This is a genomic window from Pseudoclavibacter sp. AY1H1 (genome assembly GCF_002931055.1).
Classification (GTDB): domain Bacteria; phylum Actinomycetota; class Actinomycetes; order Actinomycetales; family Microbacteriaceae; genus Pseudoclavibacter.
The window spans coordinates 853,717-877,237 of record NZ_PSXX01000001.1 but is presented as its reverse complement, the minus strand read 5'-3'; the positions used below and the strand labels follow the sequence as shown (position 1 = coordinate 877,237).

General features: G+C 68.2%; 23 protein-coding genes. 11 read left to right on the top strand and 12 right to left on the bottom strand.

Annotation, left to right across the window (positions count from 1 at the left end):
* The first annotated feature begins 86 nt into the window (after positions 1-86).
* Positions 87-836, top strand: a complete 750-nt coding sequence (locus C5E05_RS04145; RefSeq protein WP_104341162.1) for a glutamine amidotransferase — start codon at positions 87-89, stop codon at positions 834-836.
* Here the strand turns inward: C5E05_RS04145 and C5E05_RS04140 are convergent.
* The 8 genes from C5E05_RS04140 to C5E05_RS04105 form a co-directional block, all read right to left on the bottom strand.
* Positions 833-1,723 (bottom strand): ABC transporter ATP-binding protein, encoded by an 891-nt coding sequence (locus C5E05_RS04140; protein WP_104341161.1) that lies wholly within the window; start codon positions 1,721-1,723, stop codon positions 833-835. The two genes, C5E05_RS04145 and C5E05_RS04140, sit on opposite strands and share 4 nt — an antisense overlap.
* The gene (locus tag C5E05_RS04135) at positions 1,716-2,801 is read right to left on the bottom strand and encodes an iron chelate uptake ABC transporter family permease subunit (RefSeq protein WP_104341160.1); all 1,086 of its coding nucleotides are present in this window, start codon (positions 2,799-2,801) and stop codon (positions 1,716-1,718) included. The genes C5E05_RS04140 and C5E05_RS04135 overlap by 8 nt, the downstream gene beginning before the upstream one ends.
* On the bottom strand, positions 2,798-3,844 hold the full coding sequence (locus C5E05_RS04130) for an iron ABC transporter permease (RefSeq protein WP_258064757.1): 1,047 nt from the start codon (positions 3,842-3,844) through the stop codon (positions 2,798-2,800). The genes C5E05_RS04135 and C5E05_RS04130 overlap by 4 nt, the downstream gene beginning before the upstream one ends.
* Positions 3,841-4,785, bottom strand: coding sequence for an ABC transporter substrate-binding protein (locus tag C5E05_RS04125; protein WP_104341159.1), 945 nt, complete (start codon positions 4,783-4,785; stop codon positions 3,841-3,843). Before C5E05_RS04125 ends, C5E05_RS04130 begins: the two co-directional genes overlap by 4 nt.
* A gap of 57 nt (positions 4,786-4,842) precedes the next feature.
* Positions 4,843-5,601: an ABC transporter ATP-binding protein gene (locus tag C5E05_RS04120; protein WP_104341158.1), complete on the bottom strand. Its 759-nt coding sequence runs from the start codon at positions 5,599-5,601 to the stop codon at positions 4,843-4,845.
* 34 nt (positions 5,602-5,635) lie between these two features.
* Positions 5,636-6,685, bottom strand: coding sequence for an iron chelate uptake ABC transporter family permease subunit (locus tag C5E05_RS04115; protein ID WP_104341157.1), 1,050 nt, complete (start codon positions 6,683-6,685; stop codon positions 5,636-5,638).
* On the bottom strand, positions 6,678-7,691 hold the full coding sequence (locus C5E05_RS04110) for an ABC transporter permease (RefSeq protein WP_104341156.1): 1,014 nt from the start codon (positions 7,689-7,691) through the stop codon (positions 6,678-6,680). The genes C5E05_RS04115 and C5E05_RS04110 overlap by 8 nt, the downstream gene beginning before the upstream one ends.
* Positions 7,692-7,884: 193 nt before the next feature.
* Entirely contained in the window at positions 7,885-8,895 is a 1,011-nt protein-coding gene (locus C5E05_RS04105; RefSeq protein WP_104341155.1) for a siderophore ABC transporter substrate-binding protein, read from the bottom strand.
* Between the two features lie 222 nt (positions 8,896-9,117).
* On the opposite strand from C5E05_RS04105, the gene C5E05_RS04100 reads away from it, so the two are divergent.
* Entirely contained in the window at positions 9,118-10,293 is a 1,176-nt protein-coding gene (locus C5E05_RS04100) for an FUSC family protein (protein WP_104341154.1), read from the top strand.
* A 48-nt stretch (positions 10,294-10,341) separates the two neighbouring features.
* Positions 10,342-12,531 carry an RNA polymerase recycling motor ATPase HelR gene (gene helR / locus C5E05_RS04095; protein WP_104341153.1) on the top strand — a complete coding sequence of 730 codons (2,190 nt, stop codon included), beginning with the start codon at positions 10,342-10,344 and terminating at the stop codon, positions 12,529-12,531.
* 108 nt (positions 12,532-12,639) lie between these two features.
* Here the strand turns inward: helR and C5E05_RS04090 are convergent, their stop codons facing one another.
* On the bottom strand, positions 12,640-13,065 hold the full coding sequence (locus tag C5E05_RS04090; RefSeq protein WP_146081028.1) for a hypothetical protein: 426 nt from the start codon (positions 13,063-13,065) through the stop codon (positions 12,640-12,642).
* A gap of 184 nt (positions 13,066-13,249) precedes the next feature.
* Between C5E05_RS04090 and C5E05_RS04085 the strand changes: the two genes are divergently transcribed.
* The 5 genes from C5E05_RS04085 (at position 13,250) to C5E05_RS04065 (ending at position 18,025) form a co-directional block, all read left to right on the top strand.
* Positions 13,250-14,233: an NUDIX domain-containing protein gene (locus C5E05_RS04085; RefSeq protein ID WP_258063103.1), complete on the top strand. Its 984-nt coding sequence runs from the start codon at positions 13,250-13,252 to the stop codon at positions 14,231-14,233.
* A 174-nt stretch (positions 14,234-14,407) separates the two neighbouring features.
* Complete coding sequence (locus C5E05_RS04080; protein WP_104341151.1) at positions 14,408-14,932, top strand: pyridoxamine 5'-phosphate oxidase family protein; 525 nt, start codon at positions 14,408-14,410, stop codon at positions 14,930-14,932.
* Positions 14,933-15,105: 173 nt separating this feature from the next.
* Positions 15,106-15,906: a tryptophan-rich sensory protein gene (locus C5E05_RS04075; protein WP_104341150.1), complete on the top strand. Its 801-nt coding sequence runs from the start codon at positions 15,106-15,108 to the stop codon at positions 15,904-15,906.
* A gap of 183 nt (positions 15,907-16,089) precedes the next feature.
* On the top strand, positions 16,090-16,422 hold the full coding sequence (locus C5E05_RS04070; RefSeq protein ID WP_104341149.1) for an L-rhamnose mutarotase: 333 nt from the start codon (positions 16,090-16,092) through the stop codon (positions 16,420-16,422).
* Between the two features lie 184 nt (positions 16,423-16,606).
* On the top strand, positions 16,607-18,025 hold the full coding sequence (locus C5E05_RS04065) for an amino acid permease (RefSeq protein WP_104341148.1): 1,419 nt from the start codon (positions 16,607-16,609) through the stop codon (positions 18,023-18,025).
* A 44-nt stretch (positions 18,026-18,069) separates the two neighbouring features.
* Here the strand turns inward: C5E05_RS04065 and C5E05_RS04060 are convergent, their stop codons facing one another.
* Positions 18,070-19,374 carry an esterase family protein gene (locus tag C5E05_RS04060; protein ID WP_104341147.1) on the bottom strand — a complete coding sequence of 435 codons (1,305 nt, stop codon included), beginning with the start codon at positions 19,372-19,374 and terminating at the stop codon, positions 18,070-18,072.
* A gap of 244 nt (positions 19,375-19,618) precedes the next feature.
* Here C5E05_RS04060 and C5E05_RS04055 point away from each other — a divergent pair, with 244 nt between their 5' ends.
* Together C5E05_RS04055 and C5E05_RS04050 are read left to right on the top strand one after the other, a co-directional pair.
* On the top strand, positions 19,619-20,179 hold the full coding sequence (locus C5E05_RS04055; RefSeq protein ID WP_258064755.1) for a hypothetical protein: 561 nt from the start codon (positions 19,619-19,621) through the stop codon (positions 20,177-20,179).
* A gap of 76 nt (positions 20,180-20,255) precedes the next feature.
* On the top strand, positions 20,256-21,383 hold the full coding sequence (locus C5E05_RS04050) for a hypothetical protein (RefSeq protein ID WP_104341146.1): 1,128 nt from the start codon (positions 20,256-20,258) through the stop codon (positions 21,381-21,383).
* Positions 21,384-21,417: 34 nt separating this feature from the next.
* Here C5E05_RS04050 and C5E05_RS20625 read toward each other — a convergent pair whose 3' ends face one another.
* Positions 21,418-21,819: an excalibur calcium-binding domain-containing protein gene (locus C5E05_RS20625; RefSeq protein WP_228496730.1), complete on the bottom strand. Its 402-nt coding sequence runs from the start codon at positions 21,817-21,819 to the stop codon at positions 21,418-21,420.
* Positions 21,820-22,062: 243 nt separating this feature from the next.
* Here C5E05_RS20625 and C5E05_RS04040 point away from each other — a divergent pair, with 243 nt between their 5' ends.
* Positions 22,063-22,965 (top strand): hypothetical protein, encoded by a 903-nt coding sequence (locus C5E05_RS04040; RefSeq protein ID WP_146081027.1) that lies wholly within the window; start codon positions 22,063-22,065, stop codon positions 22,963-22,965.
* 15 nt (positions 22,966-22,980) lie between these two features.
* Here the strand turns inward: C5E05_RS04040 and C5E05_RS04035 are convergent, their stop codons facing one another.
* Positions 22,981-23,385 (bottom strand): (deoxy)nucleoside triphosphate pyrophosphohydrolase, encoded by a 405-nt coding sequence (locus C5E05_RS04035; protein WP_104306527.1) that lies wholly within the window; start codon positions 23,383-23,385, stop codon positions 22,981-22,983.
* Between the last annotated feature and the right edge of the window lie 136 nt (positions 23,386-23,521).

Genomic DNA, 23,521 nt, shown 5'->3' with positions numbered 1-23,521 from the left:
CGCTCTGACCCGACGCGCTGACTCAACGCCCTGCCCCGACGCTCGACTCGTCGCCTCGAGTCGCACCCAACCCCAAGGAGCCCGCCGTGTCCCTCACCGCTCTGGTCGTCCGCCACGTCGTCTTCGAGGACCTCGGGCTGCTTCGTGACGTGCTCACGGAGCGCGGCTACGACATCCGCTACCTCGAGGCCGGGCAGGACGAGATTACTGCCGAGCTGCTCGTCGACGCCGACCTCGTCGTGGTGCTCGGCGGGCCGATCGGGGTGGGGGATGCGGAGCGGTACCCGTTCCTGACCCCCGAGATCGCCGCCATCAGGGCTCGCGTCGAAAGAGACCGGCCCACGCTGGGCGTGTGCCTCGGGGCTCAGCTCATGGCGGCAGCCATGGGGGCTGCGGTCGCGCCGACGGGGCGCGTGGAGATCGGCTTCTCGCCGCTCACGCTGACCCCGGATGGGGCGGCTTCGGTGCTGGGCGGCCTCGCCGACGTGCCGGTGCTGCACTGGCACGGCGACCAGTTCGAGATCCCCGCCGGCGCCGAGCGACTCGCCGAGACCCCCGGCTTCCCGAACCAGGCGTTCGCCGCGGGCCGGAACCTGCTCGGCCTGCAGTTCCACCTCGAGGTCGACCCGCGGATGGTCGAGACCTGGCTCATCGCGAACGCCTACGAGCTGGCCATCCACGAGCTGGACCCGCGGGAGATCCGCGCGGATGCGCTCACGCTCGCCCCACGCCTCACGGCCGCCGCGCGGACCGTCGTCGGTGGCTGGATCGACGCGCTCGATCCCGTCCGGGCCGGCGGGAACAAAGCCGGCGGGAACGACGCCAGCGGGAACTAGGCGGGGGAGCCCCCGGCCGCCCGTGAGCTCTCCGTCGAGCGAGGGTGGGGCATCCCGCGCGGCACGACGAGCGGCCCGCCCGTGATGGGGTCCTCGATGACGACGTTCGGCAGGCCGTAGATCTCCTCGACCCGTTCGCTCGTCACGACGTCGCGGGGTGTGCCGGAGGCGAGGATGCGCCCGTCGCGCATCGCGATGATGTGATCGGCGTAGCGCGCGGCGTGGTTGAGGTCGTGCAGCACGGCGACGATCGTGTGGCCCTGCCGGTTGAGGTGCGCGAAGAGCTCCATGAGCTCGACCTGGTGCGCGATGTCGAGGAACGTCGTCGGCTCGTCGAGCAGGAGGAGCTCGGTCTCCTGCGCGAGGACCATCGCGACCCAGACCCGCTGGCGCTGGCCGCCGGAGAGCTCGTCGACGCGTCTCGACGCCAACGGCAGGGTGCCCGTCGCGTCGAGGGCATCGCGGACCGCTCGCTCGTCGGACTCGGACCATTGGCGCAGAAGACGCTGGTGCGCGAACCTGCCGCGGCCGACGAGGTCGGCGACGGTGATGCCATCCGGGGCCAGGGCCGACTGCGGCAGCAGGCCGAGGCGGCGGGCGACGTCCTTCGCCCGCATGCTCGTGATGGCCTTCCCGTCCAGCACGACCCGGCCGGCGTCCGGCGCGAGCAGGCGGGACAGGCCGCGGAGCAGGGTGGACTTGCCGCACGCGTTCGGGCCGATGATGACGGTGAAGGAGCCGTCGGGGATATCGGCGCTCAGGTGCTCGATGATCGGTCTGCCGTCGTAGCCGAGGGTGATGTCCTCGGCGCTGAGGCGCGACGAGGCGGGGAGCGTGGCGCGCTCTCGGTGCGTGCGGGCGGTGGGTGGTGGCTGGTGCTCAGGCACGGCGGCGGATCTCCTGGACGATGGTGACGACGAGGTAGAGGCCGCCGACGGAGACCGTCACGACCCCAACCGGCAGTGTGACGGGAAGGACGTGCTGGGCGATGAGGTCGGAGGCGAGGAGGAGCAGGGCCCCGACCAGCGCTGCGAGCGGCAGCGACAGGTACGGGGTGCGCGCGATGCGGCGCGCGATCTGGGGAGCCGCCAGGGCGATGAAGGCGACGGGGCCGATGACGGCGGTCGAGATCGACACGAGGCCGACCGCGGCGAGCAGGACAAGCGCGCGGACGAGCTGCGGCCTGGCGCCGGTCGCGGCGGCCACGTCGTCACCGAGGTCGAGCTGACGCAGCTGCGGGGCGAGGAAGAGCAGCACGGCGAACAGCGGGATGCCGCAGGCGATCGCGCCGGCGAGGGGCGGCCCGGTCACGCCGTTGAGGGTGCCGGCGCCCCACGCGGAGGCGAACATGGCGGTCTCGAGCTCGACCTCGAGCAGCATCCACGTGTTCGCGGAGGCGAGCATGGCCGAGACGCCGATGCCGATCACGATGAGGCGGAACCCCTGCGCGCCACCGCGATGCGCGAACGCCCAGATCACGAGGGCCGTGAGGAGGCCGCCGATCACCGCGCCGGCGGTCATGAGCGGCCAGGAGGCGGAGAACACGACGACGCTCACGAGCATGCCCGTGAAGGCGCCGTTGGAGAGGCCGAGGATATCGGGGCTCGCGAGCGGGTTCCTCGTGACCGTCTGGAAGAGGGCGCCGGCAACGGCGAGGAAGGCGCCGAGGGTGATGGCCGCGATGACCCGAGCGAGTCGCCACTCGTAGACGACGGTGCGGTCGAGTGCGTCGCCGCCGCCGAGCAGGGCGCGGACGACGGCATCGGGGCTGAGCGGATACGTGCCGAGCCCCAGGCCCAGGAATCCGAGGACCAGCACGGCCGCGGCCACGGCCGCACCGACGATGGCGCTGCGCAGGCGGACGGAGACGGCGATGGGGCCGGCCCCGAGGCGGAGCTGCCGGTAGCCGAGGTCGACGGGCTCGAGGCGGTCCTCGGTGGGGGTCGGGGTGCGGGTCGCTGTCATGAGAGGGTGCTCGCCTTCCGCTGTCTGGCGAGGGCGATCAGGATCGGGGCTCCGACGAACGCCGTGACGATCCCGACGGGGATCTCGGCGGGCGCGATGAGGACGCGGCCGAGCACGTCCGAGAGGAGCACGATGACGGGGGCGAGGACCACGGAGATGACGAGGATGACCCGCTGGTCGACGCCGAACAGCCACCGTGCGACGTGCGGCACCATGAGGCCGATGAACGAGATGGGGCCGGCCAGTGCGGTCGCGGTTCCCGCGAGCACGGTGACGGCGAGGATGACGCCGACTCGGATCGCGCCCACGTTGGCGCCCTGGGAGCGGGCGACGTCCTCCCCGAGGGCGAGGGCGTTGAGGCCGGGGGCGAGCAGGAGGGCGCCGAGCACTGCGAGCGCGATGAAGGGGAGCACCGGCAGCAGGACGTCGAAGCCGCGGCCGAGCAGCGAGCCGGCGTTCCAGGACCGCATCCGCTCGAAGGCATCCGGGTTGCTGAGGGTCATGCCGGTGGTCATCCCCGAGAACACGGCGCCGAGGGCCACCCCGGCCAGGGTGAGGCGGATGGGGTCGGCGGGGCCGCGGCCGGAGGAGCCGATGAGGTACACGGCGACGGTCACGATGAGGGCGCCGAGGAAGCCCAGCCACACGAACGACGAGATGTCTCGGAGCCCGAGGAACGCCACTCCGATGGCGATCGCGAATGCGGCCCCGGCGTTGACGCCGAGGATGCCGGGGTCGGCGAGCGGGTTGCGGGTGAAGGCCTGGATGAGGGATCCGGCGACGCCGAGGGCGATGCCGACGACGATGCCCGTGACCGTGCGCGGCACCCGGAGCTCGGCGACGACGTAGCGCGCTTCGGAGGAGCCGCCGCCCCGCAGCACGTCGAGCACGACGTGCGGCGCGAGCGCGTTGGAGCCGAGCATGAGGGAGAGTGCCACTGCGGTCACGAGCATGGCGAGGAGCACGAGGGCGCCGATGGTTGCGCGCGCTCGTGACCCCGCCCTGAGCCGAGCCGGGGTGCGATCGGTGTGGAGGATCGTCACCGCTGGGTTTCGAGGAAGCGCTCGATGTCGTCGAGCACGAGCGCGCCGCCCTTGGGGCCGACGCCGGACACCCAGTAGCTGGTGTCGACGAGGGTCACCGAGGGGAACTCGGCAGCGTTCTGGGTGATCGCGGCGGGGACGGTCGATGCGTCGTCGACGTCGGCGGTCGTCACGAACACGTAGTCGGCCTTGGCGTCGAGGATGTTCTCGGGGGAGAGGTCGGCCTGGAGTCCGTCCTCCCATTCCTGCTCGGGGATGGTGAGGCCGGCGCATTCGAGCGCGCCGCCGGCGAACGAGGTCGGACCGTAGAGGCTGAGCGTCGTCTCGTCGCGGGGGCGGATGAGGTTGGCGGTCTTGCCGCCGACGCCGAACTCGGTCTTGATCTCCTCGCAGCGGTCGTTGAAGCCGGTCAGCAGCTCCTGTGCCTCGTCCTGCTGCCCGAGGGCTTCGCCGATGAGGAGGACGTTCTCCTGCCACGGGTCGGCCTGGCTTGCCATGAAGACGGTGGGGGCGATGGCTCCGAGCTGCTCGTAGAGCTTCGAGTGCCGCGACTCCGTGCCGAGGATGAGGTCGGGCTTGAGGGCGGCGATGGCCTCGAGGTCGGGCTCCGGCACCGTGCCGACGGGCTCGACGCCGTCGACGCCCAGGTACTCGGGCACGCCGGCGACGTTGCTCGCGACTGCTGCCCCCACTGGGGTGACGCCGAGGGCCACGGCAGTGTCGAGCTCGACGGGTTCGAGGACGACGACGCGCTGGGGGTCGGTCGGGACCTCAGCCGTGCCGCGGGCGTGCTCGACGGACCGGGTCCCGGATGCGCTGCCGTCCGCGTCTCCCGCGGTCGGGGCGTCCGCGGCTCCGGCCGAGCATCCGGCGAGCAGCAGGCCGGTGAGGGCTGCGGAGGCGATGAGCGTTGCGACTCTGCGTGTGGTGCGTGTGTGCATGGTGAACGACTTCCGTGGGGTGGGATGGGGAGGGGGGGATGCGCGGCCGGCGAGTGCTTACCGGTAGTAGACGGCGAGCGGGTAGTCGCCGTCGTCTCGCACCTGGATGGGGGTGCCGAAGACCTGCTCGAGCGTCTCGGTGGTCATGAGCTCGCTCGGGCTGCCGGAGTGCGCGAGCTGGCCGTCTGTGAGGGCGACGATGTTGTCGGCGTAGGCGGCGGCGAAGTTGATGTCGTGGATGACGATGACGAACGTCTTGCCGAGCTCGTCGGCGGCGCGGCGCAGCTGGCCCATCATGGCGACGGCGTGCTTCATGTCGAGGTTGTTGAGGGGCTCGTCGAGGAGGATGTAGTCGGTGTCCTGTGCGAGCACCATGGCAACGTAGGCGCGCTGGCGCTGCCCGCCGGAGAGCTGGTCGAGGTAGCGGTGCTCGAGCGCCGCCAGGTCGAGGAACTCGATGGCACGGTCGATGTGCACCTTGTCGTCGGCGGTGAGGCGCCCCTGCGAGTGGGGGAAGCGACCGAAGCCGACGAGCTCGCGCACCGTGAGCCGGGTGACGAAGTGGTTCTCCTGGCGGAGGATCGAGACGACCTTCGCGAGGTCTCGGCTCCTGGCCTTCGTGACGTCGTGTCCGCCGACGGTGACGGTGCCGGTGCTCGCATCCGTCAGCCTGCCGACGATCGTGAGGAGCGTCGACTTGCCTGCGCCGTTCGGCCCGACGAGCGCCGTGATGCCGCCAGCCGGGATGTCGAGGGTCACGGGGCCGAGCACGGTGGTCTTGCCGTAGGTCTTGGTGACGTTCAAGAGCGAGATCACAGAGCACCCTTTCGGAGGAGGTAGCCAGTCGGAGTCACAGTGCACCTTTGCGGAGCAGGTAGACGATGAAGAACAGGCCGCCGACGAACTCGATGATGATCGAGAGGGACCCGGCCGCGTAGAACACGTGGCGCAGCACGAAGTAGCCGCCGAGCAGCGTCAGCATGCCGAGCAGCATCGCGAACGGGATGACGTGCTTGTGCAGGGAGGAGCCCGTCAGCTGGTAGGCGAGGGTCGCGACGATGAACCCGAAGAACGTCATGGGGCCGACGAGGGTGGTCGAGATGGAGATGAGCACGGCCGTCAGGATGAGCAGCACCGTGACCTTGCGCTTGTAGGCGACGCCGAGGTTGACGGCGGTGTCGCGGCCGAGGGCGAGCACGTCGAGGGTGTTCCGGGTGCTCCAGATGAAGGCGAGCACGACCGCGATGATGAGCGCAGCCCACGGCAGGTACTCGGGGTTCGAGTTGCTGAGGTTGCCGAAAAGCTTCGCGGAGAGCACGTCGAACTCGCTCGGGGTGAGGAGGCGCTGCATGAAGGTGGAGAGCGACCCGAAGCCCACCCCGAAGACGACGCCGATGAGCAGCATGATGTGCAGGTTGCCGCGCTTGCCGGAGAACAGCCACGTGTAGAGCAGCGTCGCGAAGCCCACCATGAGGAAGCTCTGCAGGAACACCTTGGGCAGGCCGTCGGTGGAGGCGAGGGCGGCGCCGCCGAGGAAGAACACGAGCGCGGTCTGGAAGACGACGTAGATCGCGTCGAACCCCATGATCGAGGGGGTGAGGATGCGGTTGCCGGTCGCGGTGTGGAACAGCACGGTCGCGACGGCCTGGCAGGCGGCGACGACGATGACGGTCGCGACGGTCACGACGCGTAGGTTCACGGCGAGCCAGAAGCCGCGGCTGCCGGGCTCCATGGCGATGTCGTAGGTGAGGACGCCGACGGCGGCGAGGACGACGAGGGCGCCGAGGATGCTGAAGCGCAGCCACAGTCGGGGCGCCTTCGCGGGGCGGCTGGCGTCGCTGACCTGGTCGCCGATGCGACGGGACGTGGATCTCGGGAAGCGGGGCACGGTCTCAGCCATTGCGGCGCATCCGGAGCAGGAGGGTGATGAAGACGGCGGCGCCGACCATGCCGAGGATCATGGAGACGGGCAGCTCGAAGGGCATGCGGATGACGCGGCCGATGATGTCGCAGACGATGATGATGCCGACGCCGAGCACGCACACCCAGGGCAGGTTCGATCTGAGGTTGTCGCCGCGCGCCATGGAGACGAGGTTCGGCACGATGAGCCCGAGGAAGGGCAAGAAGCCGACGACGACGGTGGTGACGCCGGTGGCGATGGCGACCAGGGCCGTGCCGATGAACATGACGAGGGTGTAGTTGAGCCCGAAGTTCGTGGCGATGTCCTTGCCGAGGCCCGCGACGGTGAAGCGGTCGGCGACGAAGTACGCGATGACGACGATGACGGCGACGATCCACAGCACCTCGTAGCGGCCGCGGACGACGCTCGTGAAGCTGCCCATGAACCAGGTGCCGAGCATCTGCAGGTAGTTCGTCTCGATGGCGAGCCAGGTCGTGAAGGCGGAGACGACGGCGCCGAGCATGATGCCGATGAGCGGCACGATGAGGGCGGAGCGGAGGGCGACGCGGCGCAGCACGGCGAGGAACACCATGGTGCCGATGAAGGCCGAGACGCTGGCCATGACCATGCGGGTCGTGAGGCCGGCCGCTGGGGCGACGATGTAGCTCACGAGCAGACCGAGGGCCGACCACTCGGTGGTGCCGGTCGTCGTGGGTTCCACAAAGCGGTTCTGGGTGAGCAGCTGCAGGATGAGGCCGGAGACGCTCATCGCGCAGCCCGCGAGCACGAGCGAGACGGTTCGAGGAACCCGGGAGATCCAGATCATCTCGCCGCCGAACTCGTTGCCGGCGATGTCGTACGCGCCGACGAAGAGCGACAGGACGGCGAGACCGGCGACCGTGACGATGCCGATGGGGAGCGCCCCTCGCCGGTTGAGGAGCGGCACGTGCGGCTTCGGCGCGGCTCGGGGCGCCGGCGCTGCTGGGGGTGGGGCTGTTGCTGTCATTCGCTCGCTGTCGTGGGTGACGTGCGGATGGGGCCGTGCGGAGGGGGCCCCGCGGAGGGGGCCGTGCGGCAGTCGCGGCTTGCGCGGCTGTCGCGGCGGGAGACCCCGGGATACCCGGGGCCGGTTCGTGCCCCGCCGCTCGGGTGCCGCGAGGGCACCAGGGGAGCGGCGGGGCACGAGGCCCGGAGCGTGGCTAGCTGCTCGCGCCGGAGAACGCCGCTGCGACGTCCGTGTACAGGCCCGTGTAGGCCTGGATGCCCTCGTCGAGGTAGAAGGTCGGGTCGAGGTAGACGATCTGGTTCTTCTGCACGGCTGGCACGTTCTGCAGGGCCTCGGCGCCGGCGATCAGATCGGCTGCTGCCGCAGCGCCCTCTTCGCCGGTGCCGGCGTCGCGGTCGAGCACGATCATCCACTCGGGGCTGGCCTGGGCGATGGCCTCGACGCTGATGTCGTCGCCGTGGGAGGCGTCTTCAGCGGCCTGGTCGATGGCGGGGGTGAGGCCGATCGTGGGGAAGAGCTGGCCGACGCCGCGTCCCTCGCCGGGTGCCGCGTAGGCGATCTCGCCGCCGGAGGTGATGAGGCCGACGACCGTGTCGGTGCCGTTGTAGGCGCTCTTGGCGTCGGCGATGGCGGTGTCGAAGGCGGCGACCGTCTCGGCGGCTTCCGCTTCCTTGTCGAAGATCTGGCCGAGGATCTCGACCTGGCGCTTCAGCTCGCTCGTGGCCTCTTCGCCGTCGCGGGGGTTGATCTCGATGGTCTTGGGCTGGATGCCCTTGAGGTCCTCGTAGTAGTCCTGGAAGCGGTAGCCGCCGATGATGAGGTCGGGCTCGGCTTCGATGACGGCCTCGAGGTTGGGCTCGCGGTGGAGGCCGACGTCGAGCACCTCGTCGCCGCCAGCGAGGTCGGGCCAGACGCTCTCCATGAGCGGCTTGGGGGCTGCGACGACGTTGATGCCCCAGTCGCTGAGGGTCTGGAACGTCGTGTTGTCGAGGGCGATCACGCGCTCGGGGTTGACGGGAACCTCGATCTCGCCGTGGTTGTCGGTGATGGTGACGGTTCCGGATGCAGCGGCGGTCTCTTCGGGCGCGGCGCCGGTGGCCGCTGGGGCGCATCCGGCGAGGAGGAGCGCGGAGATGGCGAGCAGGCCGGCACCCTGGATGCGGGCGGCCGTGCGCCGCGTGGAAGTCGTGAGCGTTTCGGGCATGGCGGATCCTCGGTTCGGGGATGTGCTGTGCTGCGCGCACAGAGAGTGGAGCCGTTGCAGGGGCCGCACGGGCGCTTTGGGGGCGGACGGGCCAAGCCTGCGCGTCGCGCTGAACGTCCAACGCGACTCGGCTTTGAGTAAGGCGAGCCTATCTTAAGTTCGGGGACGTGGTCAGGGGTGGCAGACGGGGAGAAGTCCCCAGGGCGGGGAGATAATGGCGCAATGCCTTTTTCCCGACACGAGCTGATTCCTGGCTGGCGCGACCTCGTGACGATGGGGCCCTACCGACGTGACCACTGGGTGGCGCTGCGGGTTGCGCTGGCGATCGGCGCGCCACTGGTGCTCCTGTGGGCGACCGGATCCATGCAGCTGGCGATCTTCGCCGTGTTCGGCGCATTCACGAGCGTCTACGGTCGCGGGCTGGACGTCTTCGCTCGCCTCCGGCTGCAGTCGATCGCCGCGGGGGCGCTGCTCGTCTCCGTCGGGGTGGGTGCGCTCATTTCCTTGTCGCCCGAGCGCGGGCTGCTCGTGCTGCCCATCGCCGCCGCATGGGCGTTCCTCATGTCCCTCCTCGGCGACCGGGTGCGGTGGGCGCCTCCCGGCCCCATGTTCCAGATCTTCGCCCTCGCCGCGATCGCGGCGCTCGCGGTGGACGGGGCGGTGCTGCTGCGCGGTCTCGGCGTGGCCGTCGTGACGGCCGTGTGGTCGCTGCTCCTCGGCCTCGTGTTCGGCGCGGTCGGGGAGCTCGTGGACAGGGGCCGAGCGGCGCGCGCTGCTGGCGGCGGGGCCGGTGCTCCTGCTCAGGCTCCGGGGCCAGCTTTCTCGGGACCAGCCGCCTCGGGGGCCTCCGCTACGGGTGCACCCGCCTCGGGGGCCTCCGCTGTGGGTTCGCTGTCGACGGGGTCGATCAGGTCGGTTCGTCCGGCGAGGTCGACGCCGCTGGGGCGTGCGTGGATGTTCGCGGTCGGCACGCTGGTGGCTGGGGCGATTCCGCTGCTGATCGGCATCGGGCATCCGTACTGGGCGATGGTGTCCGCGATCGCCGGTCTGTCAGCGGCGACGGGGTTCCATCGGGTGCTGCGGGCGACGCATCGGCTTGTGGGGACGGTGCTCGGCCTCGGGGCGGCGGCCGTGCTGATGGCGTTCGAGCCGAGCGGCCTGGTCGTGGTGCTGCTGGTGATCGCCCTGCAGGGTGGGGTCGAGCTGTTCATCGTGCGCAACTACACGCTGGGGCTGCTGTTCCTGACGCCGCTTGTGCTGGTCATGGGGCGCCTCGCGGGGGATGTCTCGGCCGGCCAGCTGCTGCTCGAGCGGGGTGTGGAGACGCTCATCGGGGTGGCTGTCGCGGTGGCGATCGCGGTGGTTCTCGAGCGCCTGCCTGCCTCTTCCAAGTTATAAATCACCAGGGGCTTGCCGCAAGGCCCCGTCGAGGCACCAGAATGAGCGATCGTGACATCTTCTGCTGAAGTCTTTGCCCTCCCGCCCCACCTTTCTTTCAAGTCCGACCCGGAACTGGTGGGTGCTGATGCTGAGCAGTTCGCTGCGGTCGCTGAGGCGCTGGCCCTGCAGAAGGGCGAGCTCGCGGCGCGGCTCGACGAGCTGCGGCTGACGGAGGGTGGCGCGGGGCAGCAGGCGCTCGATCGGGATACGGAGATCCATCGCCTGTCGCGTCAGCTGCGTGGCCTGGAGCGCTTCGGGGTCGATGCGTGCTTGGGGCGCATGACGCCGGCGGATGGTTCGCCCGACGTGTACGTCGGCCGGTTCGGTCTCGCCGACGAGGCCGGGCGTCGACTGCTCATCGACTGGCGTGTGCCGGCGGCTGAGCCCTTCTTTGCGGCGACGCACGCGAATCCGCTCGGCCTGGCGAGTCGCCGTCGGTACCGCTGGAACGTGGAGCGGGTCGTCGACTACTGGGATGAGGTGTTTGTGCCCGGAGATCTCGTCGGCCGTGTGGCACTGGACGACCAGTCGTCGTTCATCGCGAGTCTCGGGTCGGCGAGGTCGGGGGAGATGCGCGACGTGCTCGGCACGATCCAGGCCGATCAGGACGCGATCATCCGTGCCCCTTCGCGGGGCGCGCTGGTCGTGGATGGCGGGCCCGGCACCGGCAAGACGGTTGTGGCGCTGCACCGCACGGCGTTCCTGCTGTACTCGGACCCCCGCTTCAAGCAGGGGCGCGGCGGGGTGCTGTTCGTGGGCCCGAGCCGCCCGTACCTGAACTATGTGGCGAACGTGCTGCCGAGCCTCGGCGAGGACAGCGTGCAGCTGTGCACGCTCCGGGACCTGCTCCCGGAGGGGGCCGACGCGCGGGAGGAGACCGATGCATCCGTCGCCCGGCTGAAGTCGTCGCTCGACCTGGTGCGGGCCGTGGGCAAGGCGGTGCGGTACCACCAGCGTCCACCGCGGGCGCCGTTCTCGGTGACGACGACGGACTCGCAGGAGCTGACCCTGGATGCCCGCGACTGGGCGGAGGCGTTCGTGGCGTACGAGCCCGGGCTCACGCACAACGAGGCTCGTGAGCAGGTGTGGGAGGAGGTGCTGCGGCTCCTCGTCGACAAGCGCTCGCCGCAGGCTTCCGAGCACGCGGTGCGGGCGTCGCTGGTGCGTGATGAGCGGTTGCGGGCCGCGTTCGCGAAGGCGTGGCCGCTGCTCGACCCGGCTTCCGTGATCGCCGACCTCTGGTCGGTGCCGGCGTACCTGCAGTGGTGCGCCCCTGAGCTGAGCGCTGAACAGGTTCGGGCGCTGCAGCGGGCGGATGCTCGCTCGTGGACCGTCTCGGATCTCCCGCTCATCGACGCGGCGAGGCGACTCACGGGCGACCCGAACGAGTTCCGGCAGCGGGCCCGGCGGGCCGAGGCACTGGTGTCGCAGCAGGAGCACATGTCGCACGTGGTCGACAACCTCATCGAGGGCGACGACGACGGCGAGGGTGTCGTCACGATGCTCCGGGTCGAGGATGCGCAGCACTCGCTCATCGACGAGGATTCCCTGCCCCCGGTCGACTTCGACGAGCTGGCTGGCCCCTTCGCGCACGTGGTGATCGACGAGGCGCAGGAGCTCACCGATGCCGAGTGGGCGATGCTGCTTGCGCGGTGCCCCTCGCGCAGCTTCACGGTCGTCGGCGACCGGGCGCAGGCGAGGCACGGCTTCCGCGAGACGTGGGAGGAGCGTCTGCGAGGCATCGGCCTGCCGAAGGTCGAGGTGGCGCAGCTCACGATCAACTACCGCACGCCGGAGGAGGTCATGGCTGAGGCTGCGCCCGTCATCCTGGCGGCGCTGCCGGATGCCAACGTTCCGGTGTCGGTGCGCAGCAGCGGGCTGCCCGTCGTGCACGGATCGGTCGCTGACCTCCAGCAGGTGCTGGATGTGTGGCTGGACGAGAACCTCGAGGGAATCGCCTGCGTCATCACGGCCGTCGGGGGCGGGAGCGGTGGCGGTGATGGCCCGAGCGGAGTCGAGTTCGACAACCGAGGCCGGGTGCGCTCGCTCACTCCGGAGACGGCGAAGGGCCTCGAGTTCGACCTGGTCGTGCTCGTGGATCCCGAGCAGTTCGGGACCGGGATCGAGGGTGCCGTCGACCGGTACGTCGCCATGACCCGGGCCACGCAGCGCCTCGTGGTGCTGACCACCGACTGACTCGGCGGACCGTGTCGCCGCTGCGGTTGCTGTGGCCGCCGCGGTTCGTGTCGCCGCCACGGTTCGTGTGACCTCTGTCGACAGCCTCGGAGGGAGCGTGAGCATCGGTCACGCCGCCACGGCGAAGTACTCGGCCTTGTCGAAATGGCGCACGCCCTCGCGCGATGCGAGGAGCTGCGCGCGCACGGAGAGCTCGCGCACCTCGCACGCGATGCCGAGAGCGGCTGCCCACAGCCGCTCGTCTGGCGTGGAGGCGCCAGGGCCTGGCCGCTCCCACGTGAGGATGATGCTCGCGGCCCGCAGCTCGGCGACCATCTCGGCGATGGCGCCGGCGATCTTCTCGAGGTGCGGATACGTGGGCCTGTTCGGGTAGGCCTCGATCGGCATGAGCACTGGGAGGGCGAGGTCGTCGGCGTCGAGGAACATGAGCCAGAGCTGGCGCCGATAGGCCTCTCCGACGAGGCCGGTCACGTGACGGAGCACCTCCTCGTCGGTGATGATGGGCTCGGTCATCGGGGCTGGGATCGCTGTCATGCGACGAGTGTGCGCGCGACGAACGGGCCGGAACCGCGCTGCCCTCTCGCCTGTGGAAGGGGCGCGTCCACAGGCTGCACGTCTGCGGAGTCGCCCCTCGTCCGCACGGTCCATGCGAGAGCATCTGTTACGCCCGTCTGGCTGGGCTCTTGGCAGCGGAGCCGCGCCGTGTGAAGCTGGCGGGGTGACGACTTCCCCCGCCGGCAACCAGGTTTCGCGCCGCCTGCTGCATGGGCCGCGCGATCCCGGCGACGCGTGGGTGTACTCCGAGACCGGACAGCGCTACTGGGGCAGGTTCGGTGCCGCAGGGCTTGTGGCCGTCGACCCGCAGCGCGGCATCCTGCTCCAGCATCGCGCCGAGTGGAGCCATCACGGCGGCACGTGGGGCATCCCGGGCGGGGCGCTGCACGAGGGCGAATCCCCGGCCGTCGGCGCCCTCCGCGAGGCCGCAGAGGAAGCGGGTGTGCCGTGCGGCTCCGTCTCGCCGCTCTTCACGAGCGTGCTGGAGCTGGGCTTCTGGCGGTACACGACGCTCGTCGCTCGCGTCGTCGAGCCGTTCGATCCCGTCATCGCCGACGCGGAGAGCCTCGAGCTGCGCTGGGTTCCCATCGACGAGGTGGACACGCTGCCGCTGCACCACGGCTTCGCAGCCTCCTGGCCTGCGCTGCGGGCCGCCCTCGAGGTGCGTCCGGCGGTTGTCGTCGACGCGGCGAACGTGGTCGGCTCGGTCCCCGACGGTTGGTGGCGGGACCGTGCGGGCGCAGCTGAGCGGCTGCTGTCGAAGGTCGAGGCCTTCGCTCGAGCCGGAGCGGCCTCACCTGTGTCGTCCGGATCCACGTCGGTGACGTCCGGCGTCTCGGCCGAAGATCTGGGGCTGGGTGGCACGAGCTGGTTCCCGGAGTTCGCGGTTGTCGTCGAGGGCGCCGCGCGGGAGATCCGCGGCCCGTCGGACGACGAGGCACAGCACGCCCAGGTTCGAGTGGTGCGCGCGAGTGCGTCAGGGGACGACGCGATCGTCGATGAGGCACGTCGCCGGGTCGATGGGGGCGAGACCGTGACGGTCGCCACGAGCGATCGCGAGCTCAGCGAACGCGTCGCGGCGGTCGGCGCGACCGTGAAGGGTGTCGGCTGGCTGCGCGAGCTGATCGGCTACGGCGCTCGCCGCTAGAGCACACGCCTTTCGTCTCGCTCCCAGGCGCCGCGCCGGGAGTGCACGGCGGGCATCCGGGAGACACGAGGGGGATTCGGAGGCCCCGTGCGTACGTTCGCCGGGTCCCGTCAGCGGGAGCGCCCGACGACGGGCGCGACGACGCGCACGATCTGATCCCCCGAGGAGCAACACATGACCGACCACACGACGCACGACGGCCACGGAACCCACTCGAACGCTTCGCATGCCGACGAGGTTGCGAAGATCGCGAAGCTCGTCAAGGAGTTCCGCTTCGCCATGCTCACGACGATCGAGGGCTCGGGGTCGCTGGTCGCGCATCCGCTCACGATTCAGGAGGCGGAGTTCGACGGCGACCTGTGGTTCCTCATCCAGAAGGACTCGACGACGGTCCGCAACCTCGCAGCGGATGCTCGCGCCGGGGTCTCACTGAGCTCGAACGACTCGTGGGTCTCGCTCTCCGGGACGGCGGGGGTCGTGGATGCGCCGGAGAAGCTGCGCGAGCTCTGGAACCCTGCGGCCGAGGCGTGGTTCCCTGACGGCCCCGAGGACCCGAACGTGGGCGTCCTGAAGTTCACGGCGAGCGGTGGCGAGTACTGGGACACCCCGGGCGGCCGCATCGCGACGGTCTTCAGCTTCATCAAGTCGAGGGTCTCCGGAGAGCCCATCGAGGGTGACAGCGGCAAGGTCGAGCTGTAACAGGCACGCGGGCGGCTCGGAGCCGGACTCCGCTGACGCCCTCGACCATGAGCACCACGCGGTGCGGTTCATGGTCGGGGGCGTTTTCCCATGCTGCGGCGACTCGATCGCCTCTGGCACGCGAGAGTGTCAACATCCACGCCGCATTCAGTTAGATCGTTTAGCTTCTTTGCATGTCCTCCGATCTTCTCCGCCGTCTGTTCGTGACCGTCTCCGGAATCCTCTGCGTCGTCGGGACCCTCTACGGGGTGGGTCTCTTCGGCGGCACTGAGGTCAATCAATCGTCGAGCGGCAACCTCTCCGCCGACGCAACGCTCATCGCCCCGGCCGGCACGGCCTTCTCGATCTGGTCGGTCATCTACCTCGGCCTGTTCGCCTACGTCGTCTGGCAGTGGCTGCCGAAGCAGGCCACGTCGGCCAAGGCTCGCTCCACGGGCTGGCTGGCCGCGCTGTCGATGCTCCTGAACGCCGGATGGCTCCTTGTCACTCAGTTCGGCCTGATCTGGGTGAGCGTCGTCGTCATCGTCGCGCTGCTCGCCGTGTGCATCGCGCTGGTGAGCCGCATCGCCGCGCGCCCTGCCGAGAACTGGGGCGAGCGCCTCGCGGTCGACACGACCTTCGGCCTCTACCTCGGCTGGGTGTCGGTTGCGACCCTCGCGAACCTCGGGGCGGCCATCGTCTCGACCGGGGTGGCTGCGGAGAGCACGCTCGGCGAGATCTCGACCACCGCGGCCCTCATCGCCGTCCTCGGACTCGCGACGTTCTACGTGTGGCGATGGAAGAACCTCGCCGTGTCGGCGGCCATCATCTGGGGTGTCGCCTGGGTTGGCTTCGGGCGGCTCGCGGATGCACCCGAGTCGACGCTCGTCGGCGTCGTCGCCCTCGCGGTCGCGATCCTCATCGCCGTCACGGGTGTGCTCGCCAAGTCGATCGACTCGCGCAACGCGAGCAACCAGCAGGCCGCCCTGGCCTAGGTCCTTGCCTCGAATGGTCCAGTCACCGCTCCCGCGGTGGCTGGGCCATTCTGCATGCCCTGTGCTGCGCTCCCGCGGGGCACGATGTCGTTAGCATTCGAGTATGGAAGCTACCGATGGAGCCCTTCTTCGAGACGAGACGTGTGCTGCAGCCCGCGGCGAGCGCCGGATGCGAGTCTCACGATGAGGGTCGCGCTCCACTCGGAGATCAAGCCGGGATCGATCGAGGGGTACCGCGCCAGCCACGCCGTCGTGCCTGACGAGCTCATGGCCGCGTTCGACCGGGTCGGCATCCGTAGCTGGACGATCTTCCGCTCCGGGCATCGGCTCTTCCACGACGTGATCTGCGATGACTGGGATGCGGCCATCGCCGCGCTCGACGTCGATCCCGCGAATGTGAGCTGGCAGGAGGACATCGGACGCTTCGTCGAGTTGTATCGAGACTCCGATGGTGAGGAGGGCTTCTCCCCGCTCGGGCTCGTGTGGGATCTCGATGCGCAGAAGCGCGGCGGCTGACGAGTGGAAAGCGCCGGTTCTCGCATCCGTTCTCGGCGTTTCCAACTTGCTCCCGGAACGATCATGGGCTTACACTCGAATCCTTGGGGGATGCGTTCTTGAGACGCCTTGTCTGGTGCAATTCCAGAGTCCTCCACCAATCTTTTCTGGTGAGTTTTCCTCTCACTGGATCTAGGCTCTGGCCATGAGCGGTATCGAAGGCGATTCCCCAACTGCCGGGCCATCCCTTGAGCGCGGTCTCAGCAACCGACACATTCAGCTGATCGCTATCGGCGGTGCGATCGGAACGGGACTCTTCCTGGGTTCCGGCATCGGCATCCATAAGGCTGGCCCGTCGATTCTGCTCGTGTATGTCGTCGTCGGGGCGATGCTGTTCGTGATGATGCGGGCGATGGGGGAGCTGCTGCTCTCGAATCTCGGCTATCGCACCTTCCAGGACTTCGCCGCCGACTATCTCGGTGAATGGGCGCGCTTCTTCATCGGCTGGACGTATTGGCTGTGTCTCATCTCGATCGCGACGGCCGACATGGTGGGCGTGCAGACGTATGCGAGGTTCTGGTGGCCGGATCTTCCCGGTTGGGTGCCGATGGTCATCGCGGTCGCGTTTGTGCTGGCGTTGAATCTCATCGCCGTGAAGGCGTTCGGAGAGGCCGAGTTCTGGTTCGCGCTCATCAAGGTGGTCACGATTCTCGGGCTGATCGTGGTCGGCATCTTCCTCATCGCGACGGCGTTCACGGCTCCGGACGGGGATACGGCGAGCGTCACGCATCTGTGGGACGACGGCGGCTTCTTCCCGAACGGTCTCATCGGGTTCCTTGGCGGCTTCCAGATCGCGATCTTCGCGTTCGCGGGTATCGAGCTCGTCGGCACGACGGCGGCCGAGGCGAAGGATCCTGAGAAGAACCTGCCGAAGGCGATCAACCAGGTGCCGATGCGCATCCTCTTCTTCTATGTGCTCGCGCTCGGCGTCATCATGTGCGTGACGCCGTGGAGCGAGATCGACCCGAGCGAGAGCCCATTCGTGGCGCTCTTCCTGCTCATCGGTCTCGGTGGGGCGGCGGCCCTCATCAACGCCGTGGTGATGACGTCGGCGGTGTCAGCCGCGAACAGCGGCTTCTTCTCCTCGAGTCGCATGGCCTACGGCCTCGCGACGAGGAGGCAGGCTCCCGCGATGTTCGGGAAGCTGACACGGACAGCCGTGCCTGGCCGTGCCCTGCTGCTGTCGTGTGGGGTCGTGCTGCTGGGCGGATCGCTCGGGTTGATCTTCGACGACGCGTTCCAGCTCGTCACGGCGGTCTCGTCGATTCTCTTCATCTTCGTGTGGTCGATGATCCTCGCGTCGTACCTCGTGTACCGGCGCCGCCGTCCCGAGCTGCATGCCGCATCCGCCTACCGGCTGCGTTTCGGGGTGCCGCTCTCGTGGGTGGTGCTCGGGTTCTTCGTCTTCATGCTCGTGGTGCTCGGCATGTTCGACGACACTCGGGGGCCGCTGCTGTTGACCCCGGTGTGGTTCGTCGTTCTCGGCATCGCGTGGACGCTCGTGAGGCGTCGGGTGGGGCGCGTTGCGGAAGCGCGTGACGCTGTGGGGTCGGCCCGCCCCTAGCTGTCGCTCGTGAGCGTGGTGGCCGAGGGCTGGCGGGAGCTCGTTCAGGTGCCGGTAGAGAGTCCGAGCACGGGGTAGAGCACGTCGAAGCCCTCGGTGAGGCCGCCGCTGACGGCGTCGCCGCCGTGGTCGGCGCCCTGCACGAGGAACAGGGTTGTGGCGATGCCGACTGCCTCGGCCGCTTGCGAGACGGCCGTTGCCGCGGCGGCGAACGTGGGGTCTTCGCTGCCGGCGGTAAAGATCGCGGTCATACCGGAGTAGCTGCCGGCGGGGGCAGCCTTCATGATGTTGATGGGCTTGGAGGCTTCGAAAGCGGTCGTGTCACCGCCGTAGATGTCGGCGGTCGCAGCATCGGCGCCCTCGGAACCGGGGAACTCCTCGCCCGAGACGCTGATGACGTTCTTGAAGAGGTCGGGGTGCTTGGCGCCGTATTTCGCGGCGCAGCCGCCGCCGTTCGAGTAGCCGGCGATGGTCCAGTACTTGGGGTCTTTGATGACGTTGAGGTTCGTGTTCGCCCAGTTGACGACGTCCGTCGTGATGTAGGTCTCGGCGTTCCCGTATTTTGCGGAGTCGGCGCAGGCCGGGTCCTGGACGCCGGCGGCGCCGAGTTGGTCAGCGATGATGACGATCGGCGCGAGGCCGTTGTTCTTGGCGGCGAACTCGTCGAGAACGTCGCTGATGATCGTGCCGTCGGGGTTTCCCGGGTATCCCATCATCATGATGATCACGGGGAGAGCGGGGGCGTTGTCGACCAGAGCCGCCGGGGGCAGGTAGATGCCCGCGTCTCGCGCCACGAAGCCGGATTCGGTCCCGGGGATGGGGGCCGAGCCGCGCTCGCCGACGGAGGGCATGTTGCTTGGCGCCTGCCAGGTTGCCGAGAGGGGCTGCGCGGGTGCGGCCCGGTTGTCTGGGTTGGAGTCCGGGAGTGAGATCTGCGCTTCTTCGACGTCGCCGAAGACGGAGCCGAGGGTGGGGTTGAGGCCGTAGAACGCGTTGATGCCGGTTGCCCCCGCGAGGAGGTAGGCGAGGATGGCGACGCTCGCGACGACCTTGCGCCACGGCTTCGCGTCCGGGAAGGAAGCGATGGCGAGGCCGACGCCCGCGAACATGGCGGTCGTCCACACGCCGACCATGAGGGGCAGGTTCACGCCGAAGAGGTCGAGCAGGTTGCCGGCGAAGTAGATGCCCATGCCGAGCAGCGCTCCCGCGACGGCGCCGATGGAGGCGCGCACGAACCACTTCGGGTCGGGGTCCCGCACGAGCAGCGTGATCGTGAGGGCGACCGCGAGGAGGTAGATGATCCACATCGCGGGTGAGTCGACGATGGGCAGCTCGAGAATGGCGCTCATGCGCGCGCGGGGAACGACATCTGGTGCTCCTTCGTACGAAGCGCTACGGGGATTCTGGTGAATCTCGGGTGCCGGTGGACTCAACTTCTCACACGGGGTGAGAGAAAGCTACACGCGAAGGCGGAGCGAATTGCTGGGTGGCGATGGGTGGATGCGGGGCTGAGATCACGCACAAGCGCTCGGCCGGGACCGCGGGTCGCCGCGGAGGCTTCCGAGTCGGCGGCATCGGCGCTACGTTTCGAGGGTGAGCACCCCAGGAGAGGTCGACGAGCCCGCCGACGAGCGCCAGCGCGACGTGCCGCTCGGCGTCGTCATGGTGGGCATGGCGGCGGTCGCCTGGTGGCCGGCGTTCACGCTCGGAGCGTGGGGAGAGGTGTTCTTCGACGACATCCTCGGGTTCTGGGCGGCATCGACAGCCGCGTTCGTGTTCGTGCTGCTCGAACGGCGGAGGGTGTGGGGCAGGCTGTGGCGCGCGGGGCTGCTGCTCGTGCCGACGATGTGGCTGGTCCTCAACTTCCTCGTCGACGACGACTCGGGCAACCTCGGTGTCGCCTTCGTGGACCTCGCCGCGATCCTCGTCGTGCTCGTGTGCGTGCCCTTCACACTGTGGGTGCTGCTGCGCATCGTGTGGCCCGACTTCGTCGACCGCACTTCACTGCATCGGCGTTGGCTGATCGTCGCCGTGGTCGGCGGCATCGTCGTGGTGGCCTACGCGCTCGGCCTCAACCAGGCGCACTTCCTCACCTGCGACGACTTCGCCATCAGCGGGAACTCGCTGCCGCCGGGGTGCGTGCAGGGGAGCTGACTTACTTTCCCGCCCTCACGCGAGGACCAGTCGCCTCTATGGTTGGAAGCTGATCGTTGCACGGGGGAGAAGCTTGATGACGTCGATTTATATCAACCGTCAGCGCAGTATCGAAGCTGACCCGCAGGCACGAAAAGCCCTCGAGACGCTCTTCAGGCGGATGCTCGAATTCGGTGCGGATTCCGCGCCCGGGCTTGAGCGTGTTCCCGGGGCAACAGACTCGCGGGCGCGACTGGTGGCTCTCGACGGCGGATATTCGGCGCTGGTCTTCGTGCTCGAGGTGTTGCCGGCTTCGAGCGCCGCGGTAATCGCCGGCATATGGCCTGCAGCTGTCGCCCGAGAGAAGGCACGCACTTTGGTGCTGCAGCTGAACCCGGTCAACGGTCTGCCTGAACTCGAGCAGGCGGCGAGCGCCGAGGCCGCAATCGAACGCCGCGCTGAGATGCAGCGCATGATGCGTTCGGACGCTGAGCGGTGTTCTGAGCACTTTGCGCCATTGAGCGGAGAGGAACAATCGGAGCCGGGGAACGCCCCAGAGCTCACAGACAAATCTGAAGCCTCGGACGACGCTGACGCTCAGTGGAGGGCAGCCACCGAACGAGTGATGGTGGAAGCTGCAGCCAAGGGGGATCCAATTGATGAGGCCCTTGGTGAGTGGATCGGTTCGCGAACGCAGAGCGGCGAGGTGACGGCTGTGTTCGTGACCTTCGAGCAGATGCGTGCCTTCGAGCAGGGGCAGCAAGACCAGAATGTGGATGGCTTCGAAGGTATCCATGGTCGTTTCCCGCCCATGGACGTCGAGCGGCGAATCGGTTTGCCTCGAGAACTCTTCGCGCGTGCATGGGATGCACGAACCCAGAGCGCCTTCGACGCGGTTGTCGCCTCCTGCGAGAACGAATGGCAACGTCTCGTGTTGACTCGCATGCTTGAGCAGCCGACGGTCGACGACGTTCTGGCCGAGTTCTCTCTCGAGACTCAGGTGGTGCCGTCGGACCCGGAGCCCACGGCAGAGCAGTGGGATTCTTACGAGAGAGCTGTCGAAGCTACCCGAGACCGCTGGGACGCGGGCCAATTCGTCGACGAGCCTGAGGTGCCGGAGCCGCCGTACCTCGTAGAACTTGGTCTCCCCGCATCAGACGCTGAGATCATTGCGTCCTTCGAGCATCCGACTGCTCGACTGCAGTTTCAACGCTCTCGCTCTTGACCCGCTGTTGGTTCGAGACCCGGTGACGATTTGGCTACTCGCAGCCGATGCCGTCACCGTCGCGGTCGAGGTGTGGGCCGTAGCCAGGATCCCCGGAGTAGACGGGTGCTGCGCCTGCGTCGCGAGCTGCGGTGCAGTTCTTGTAGTAAACGTTTGACGGCTGCTCGACCGGTTCCGCGGCGAGCGGCACTGGCGCCGTTTCGGGTTCAGGTGCGGGCTCCGGCGCCGCGGGTGCCGCCTCGGGAACGCTGACTTCTTCAGCGGGGACGACAACTTCAGGGGTCGCTGTGACGGTGACCGTCACCGTCTCGACGGGAAGCGTGGCCGTCGCCGTTACGGTGACCGTTGGGGCTGGCTCGGCGACTGGCTCGCTCGCGGACGCGCATCCACTGAGCACTCCGAACGCGACGATCGAAAGAGCCGCTGCTGCAGCCAAAAGGGTTTGGCGGGGCAGGCGCGACTTAGGGGTGCGAGGGGAGTTCACGATGAGGGGCTCCAGAGGTGGGGGAGAGCGAGGAAGACCGGGCGAGCCTATGCGACCAGAGTTCATGTCGTGAAATGCCCGGGTGCTGGGGAATTGGGTGCTCAGCTCTGAGTGGAGAGGGAGAGCGCGCGTGTGGCTTGAACTAGACGCACCCGCGAGGTTTTCCTCGTGCACGGCTATCGCTAGTCTAGAAACGTGGATTTCCCCTGGCCCATACGCATCGGTGAGACCCTTCGGCGACGCCGAATCCACGAGATGCTGGGCGGGCAACAACAGCAGGGAATATCGACTCCCCGTGGAAACCCGAATATCCTCATCTTCACGGACCCCAAGAAGGGGCAGCGATATGGGTACGACCTCCACGAAGGCCTCCGCGCCGACGGAATTTACGCGTATACGGGTGAAGGAACCCTCGGTAATCAGCAGTTTCTTCGCGGAAACGCAGCCATCATGTCCTCTGTGCAAGATGGTCGACTGATCAGGCTCTTCACAGTGCGGGGAGTTGATGCCACCTACGTCGGCGCTTTCACTCTTGCTGACCCGGCGTTCGAGTACCAGGAGATACCGGACGTAGAGGGGGGATCCCGGCGCGGCATCATCTTCCTACTCGCTCCGGTCGACGCGGACGTGGCGCGGCTCATGCCGAGTGGCGCACCCGAGGCTGAACAAGTCGTCGTCGCTGATTGGGTCATGCCCGAATGGGGAGGCTTCACTGTCGAGCTGCAGCCTCGCGAACTGGAGATATCGAGGGTCGAATTCAATCTCCAGGCAGCATTCGGAACCTGGCTGAAGTCAAAGAACCATGTGGTTCAGTCCATGTCGCTGACAGTCGGAAACACTCGGATCCGTCCAGACTTCTACGACAGCACTGCGGGCGAAGTCATCGAGGCGAAGAAATCCACCGCTCGCTCGTACGTTCGCACGGCCATTGGGCAGTCGCTCGACTACGCGCACAATGCGCGGCGAGCCGGCTACCCCGTGAAACCGGCGATCCTCATGCCAGGTCGCATGGAAGACGACCTCTCAGAGCTCTGTCGCGAGCTCAACGTTCGGGTCCACACGCGCGTGGGAGAGGGTTTCGTCGAAAGCGACTGGTGAACGGGGCGTTCCGGCTCAGTCGACGCTCCGTATGAGTGCCCCCACAGTTGGAAGATCTGGTTTCGCCCATTCGAGAGCCGCGAGCTGGCTAATCGGGACCCAGCGCAGAAGATCGTGGTCCGTGCTGCTGCTGGGCTCAGTTTCAAGAGCCTCGACGAAATAGCAGCTGAGGTCGATGGTCACATCTTGCAGCGTCGTCCTCGAACGATCGACGAGTTCTAGAACGTTGACCTGGATGGAAAGTTCCTCCGAAATCTCCCGAGCAAGCGCCACCTCGTGTGTCTCGCCAGGTTCCACTTTGCCACCGGGGAACTCCCATGATCCGGCCCCACTTTTGTCCGAGCCTCGTCTGCAAGCGAGCACGTTTCCATCTTGAAGAAAAACGCCCGCGACGACTGTAATCGTTGTCTCGTGTCCCATAGCCACGCCAGACAGTCTGGTCCAAGCTACGCGCGACGGCTAGTTGTAATGCTCAGGCAGTTGGTTGGTGGGTGACGATTCGCTGTAGGCAAGGAATGAGAGTGAGGACCTCTCGGTGCTTCGTGCCGCTGCTACC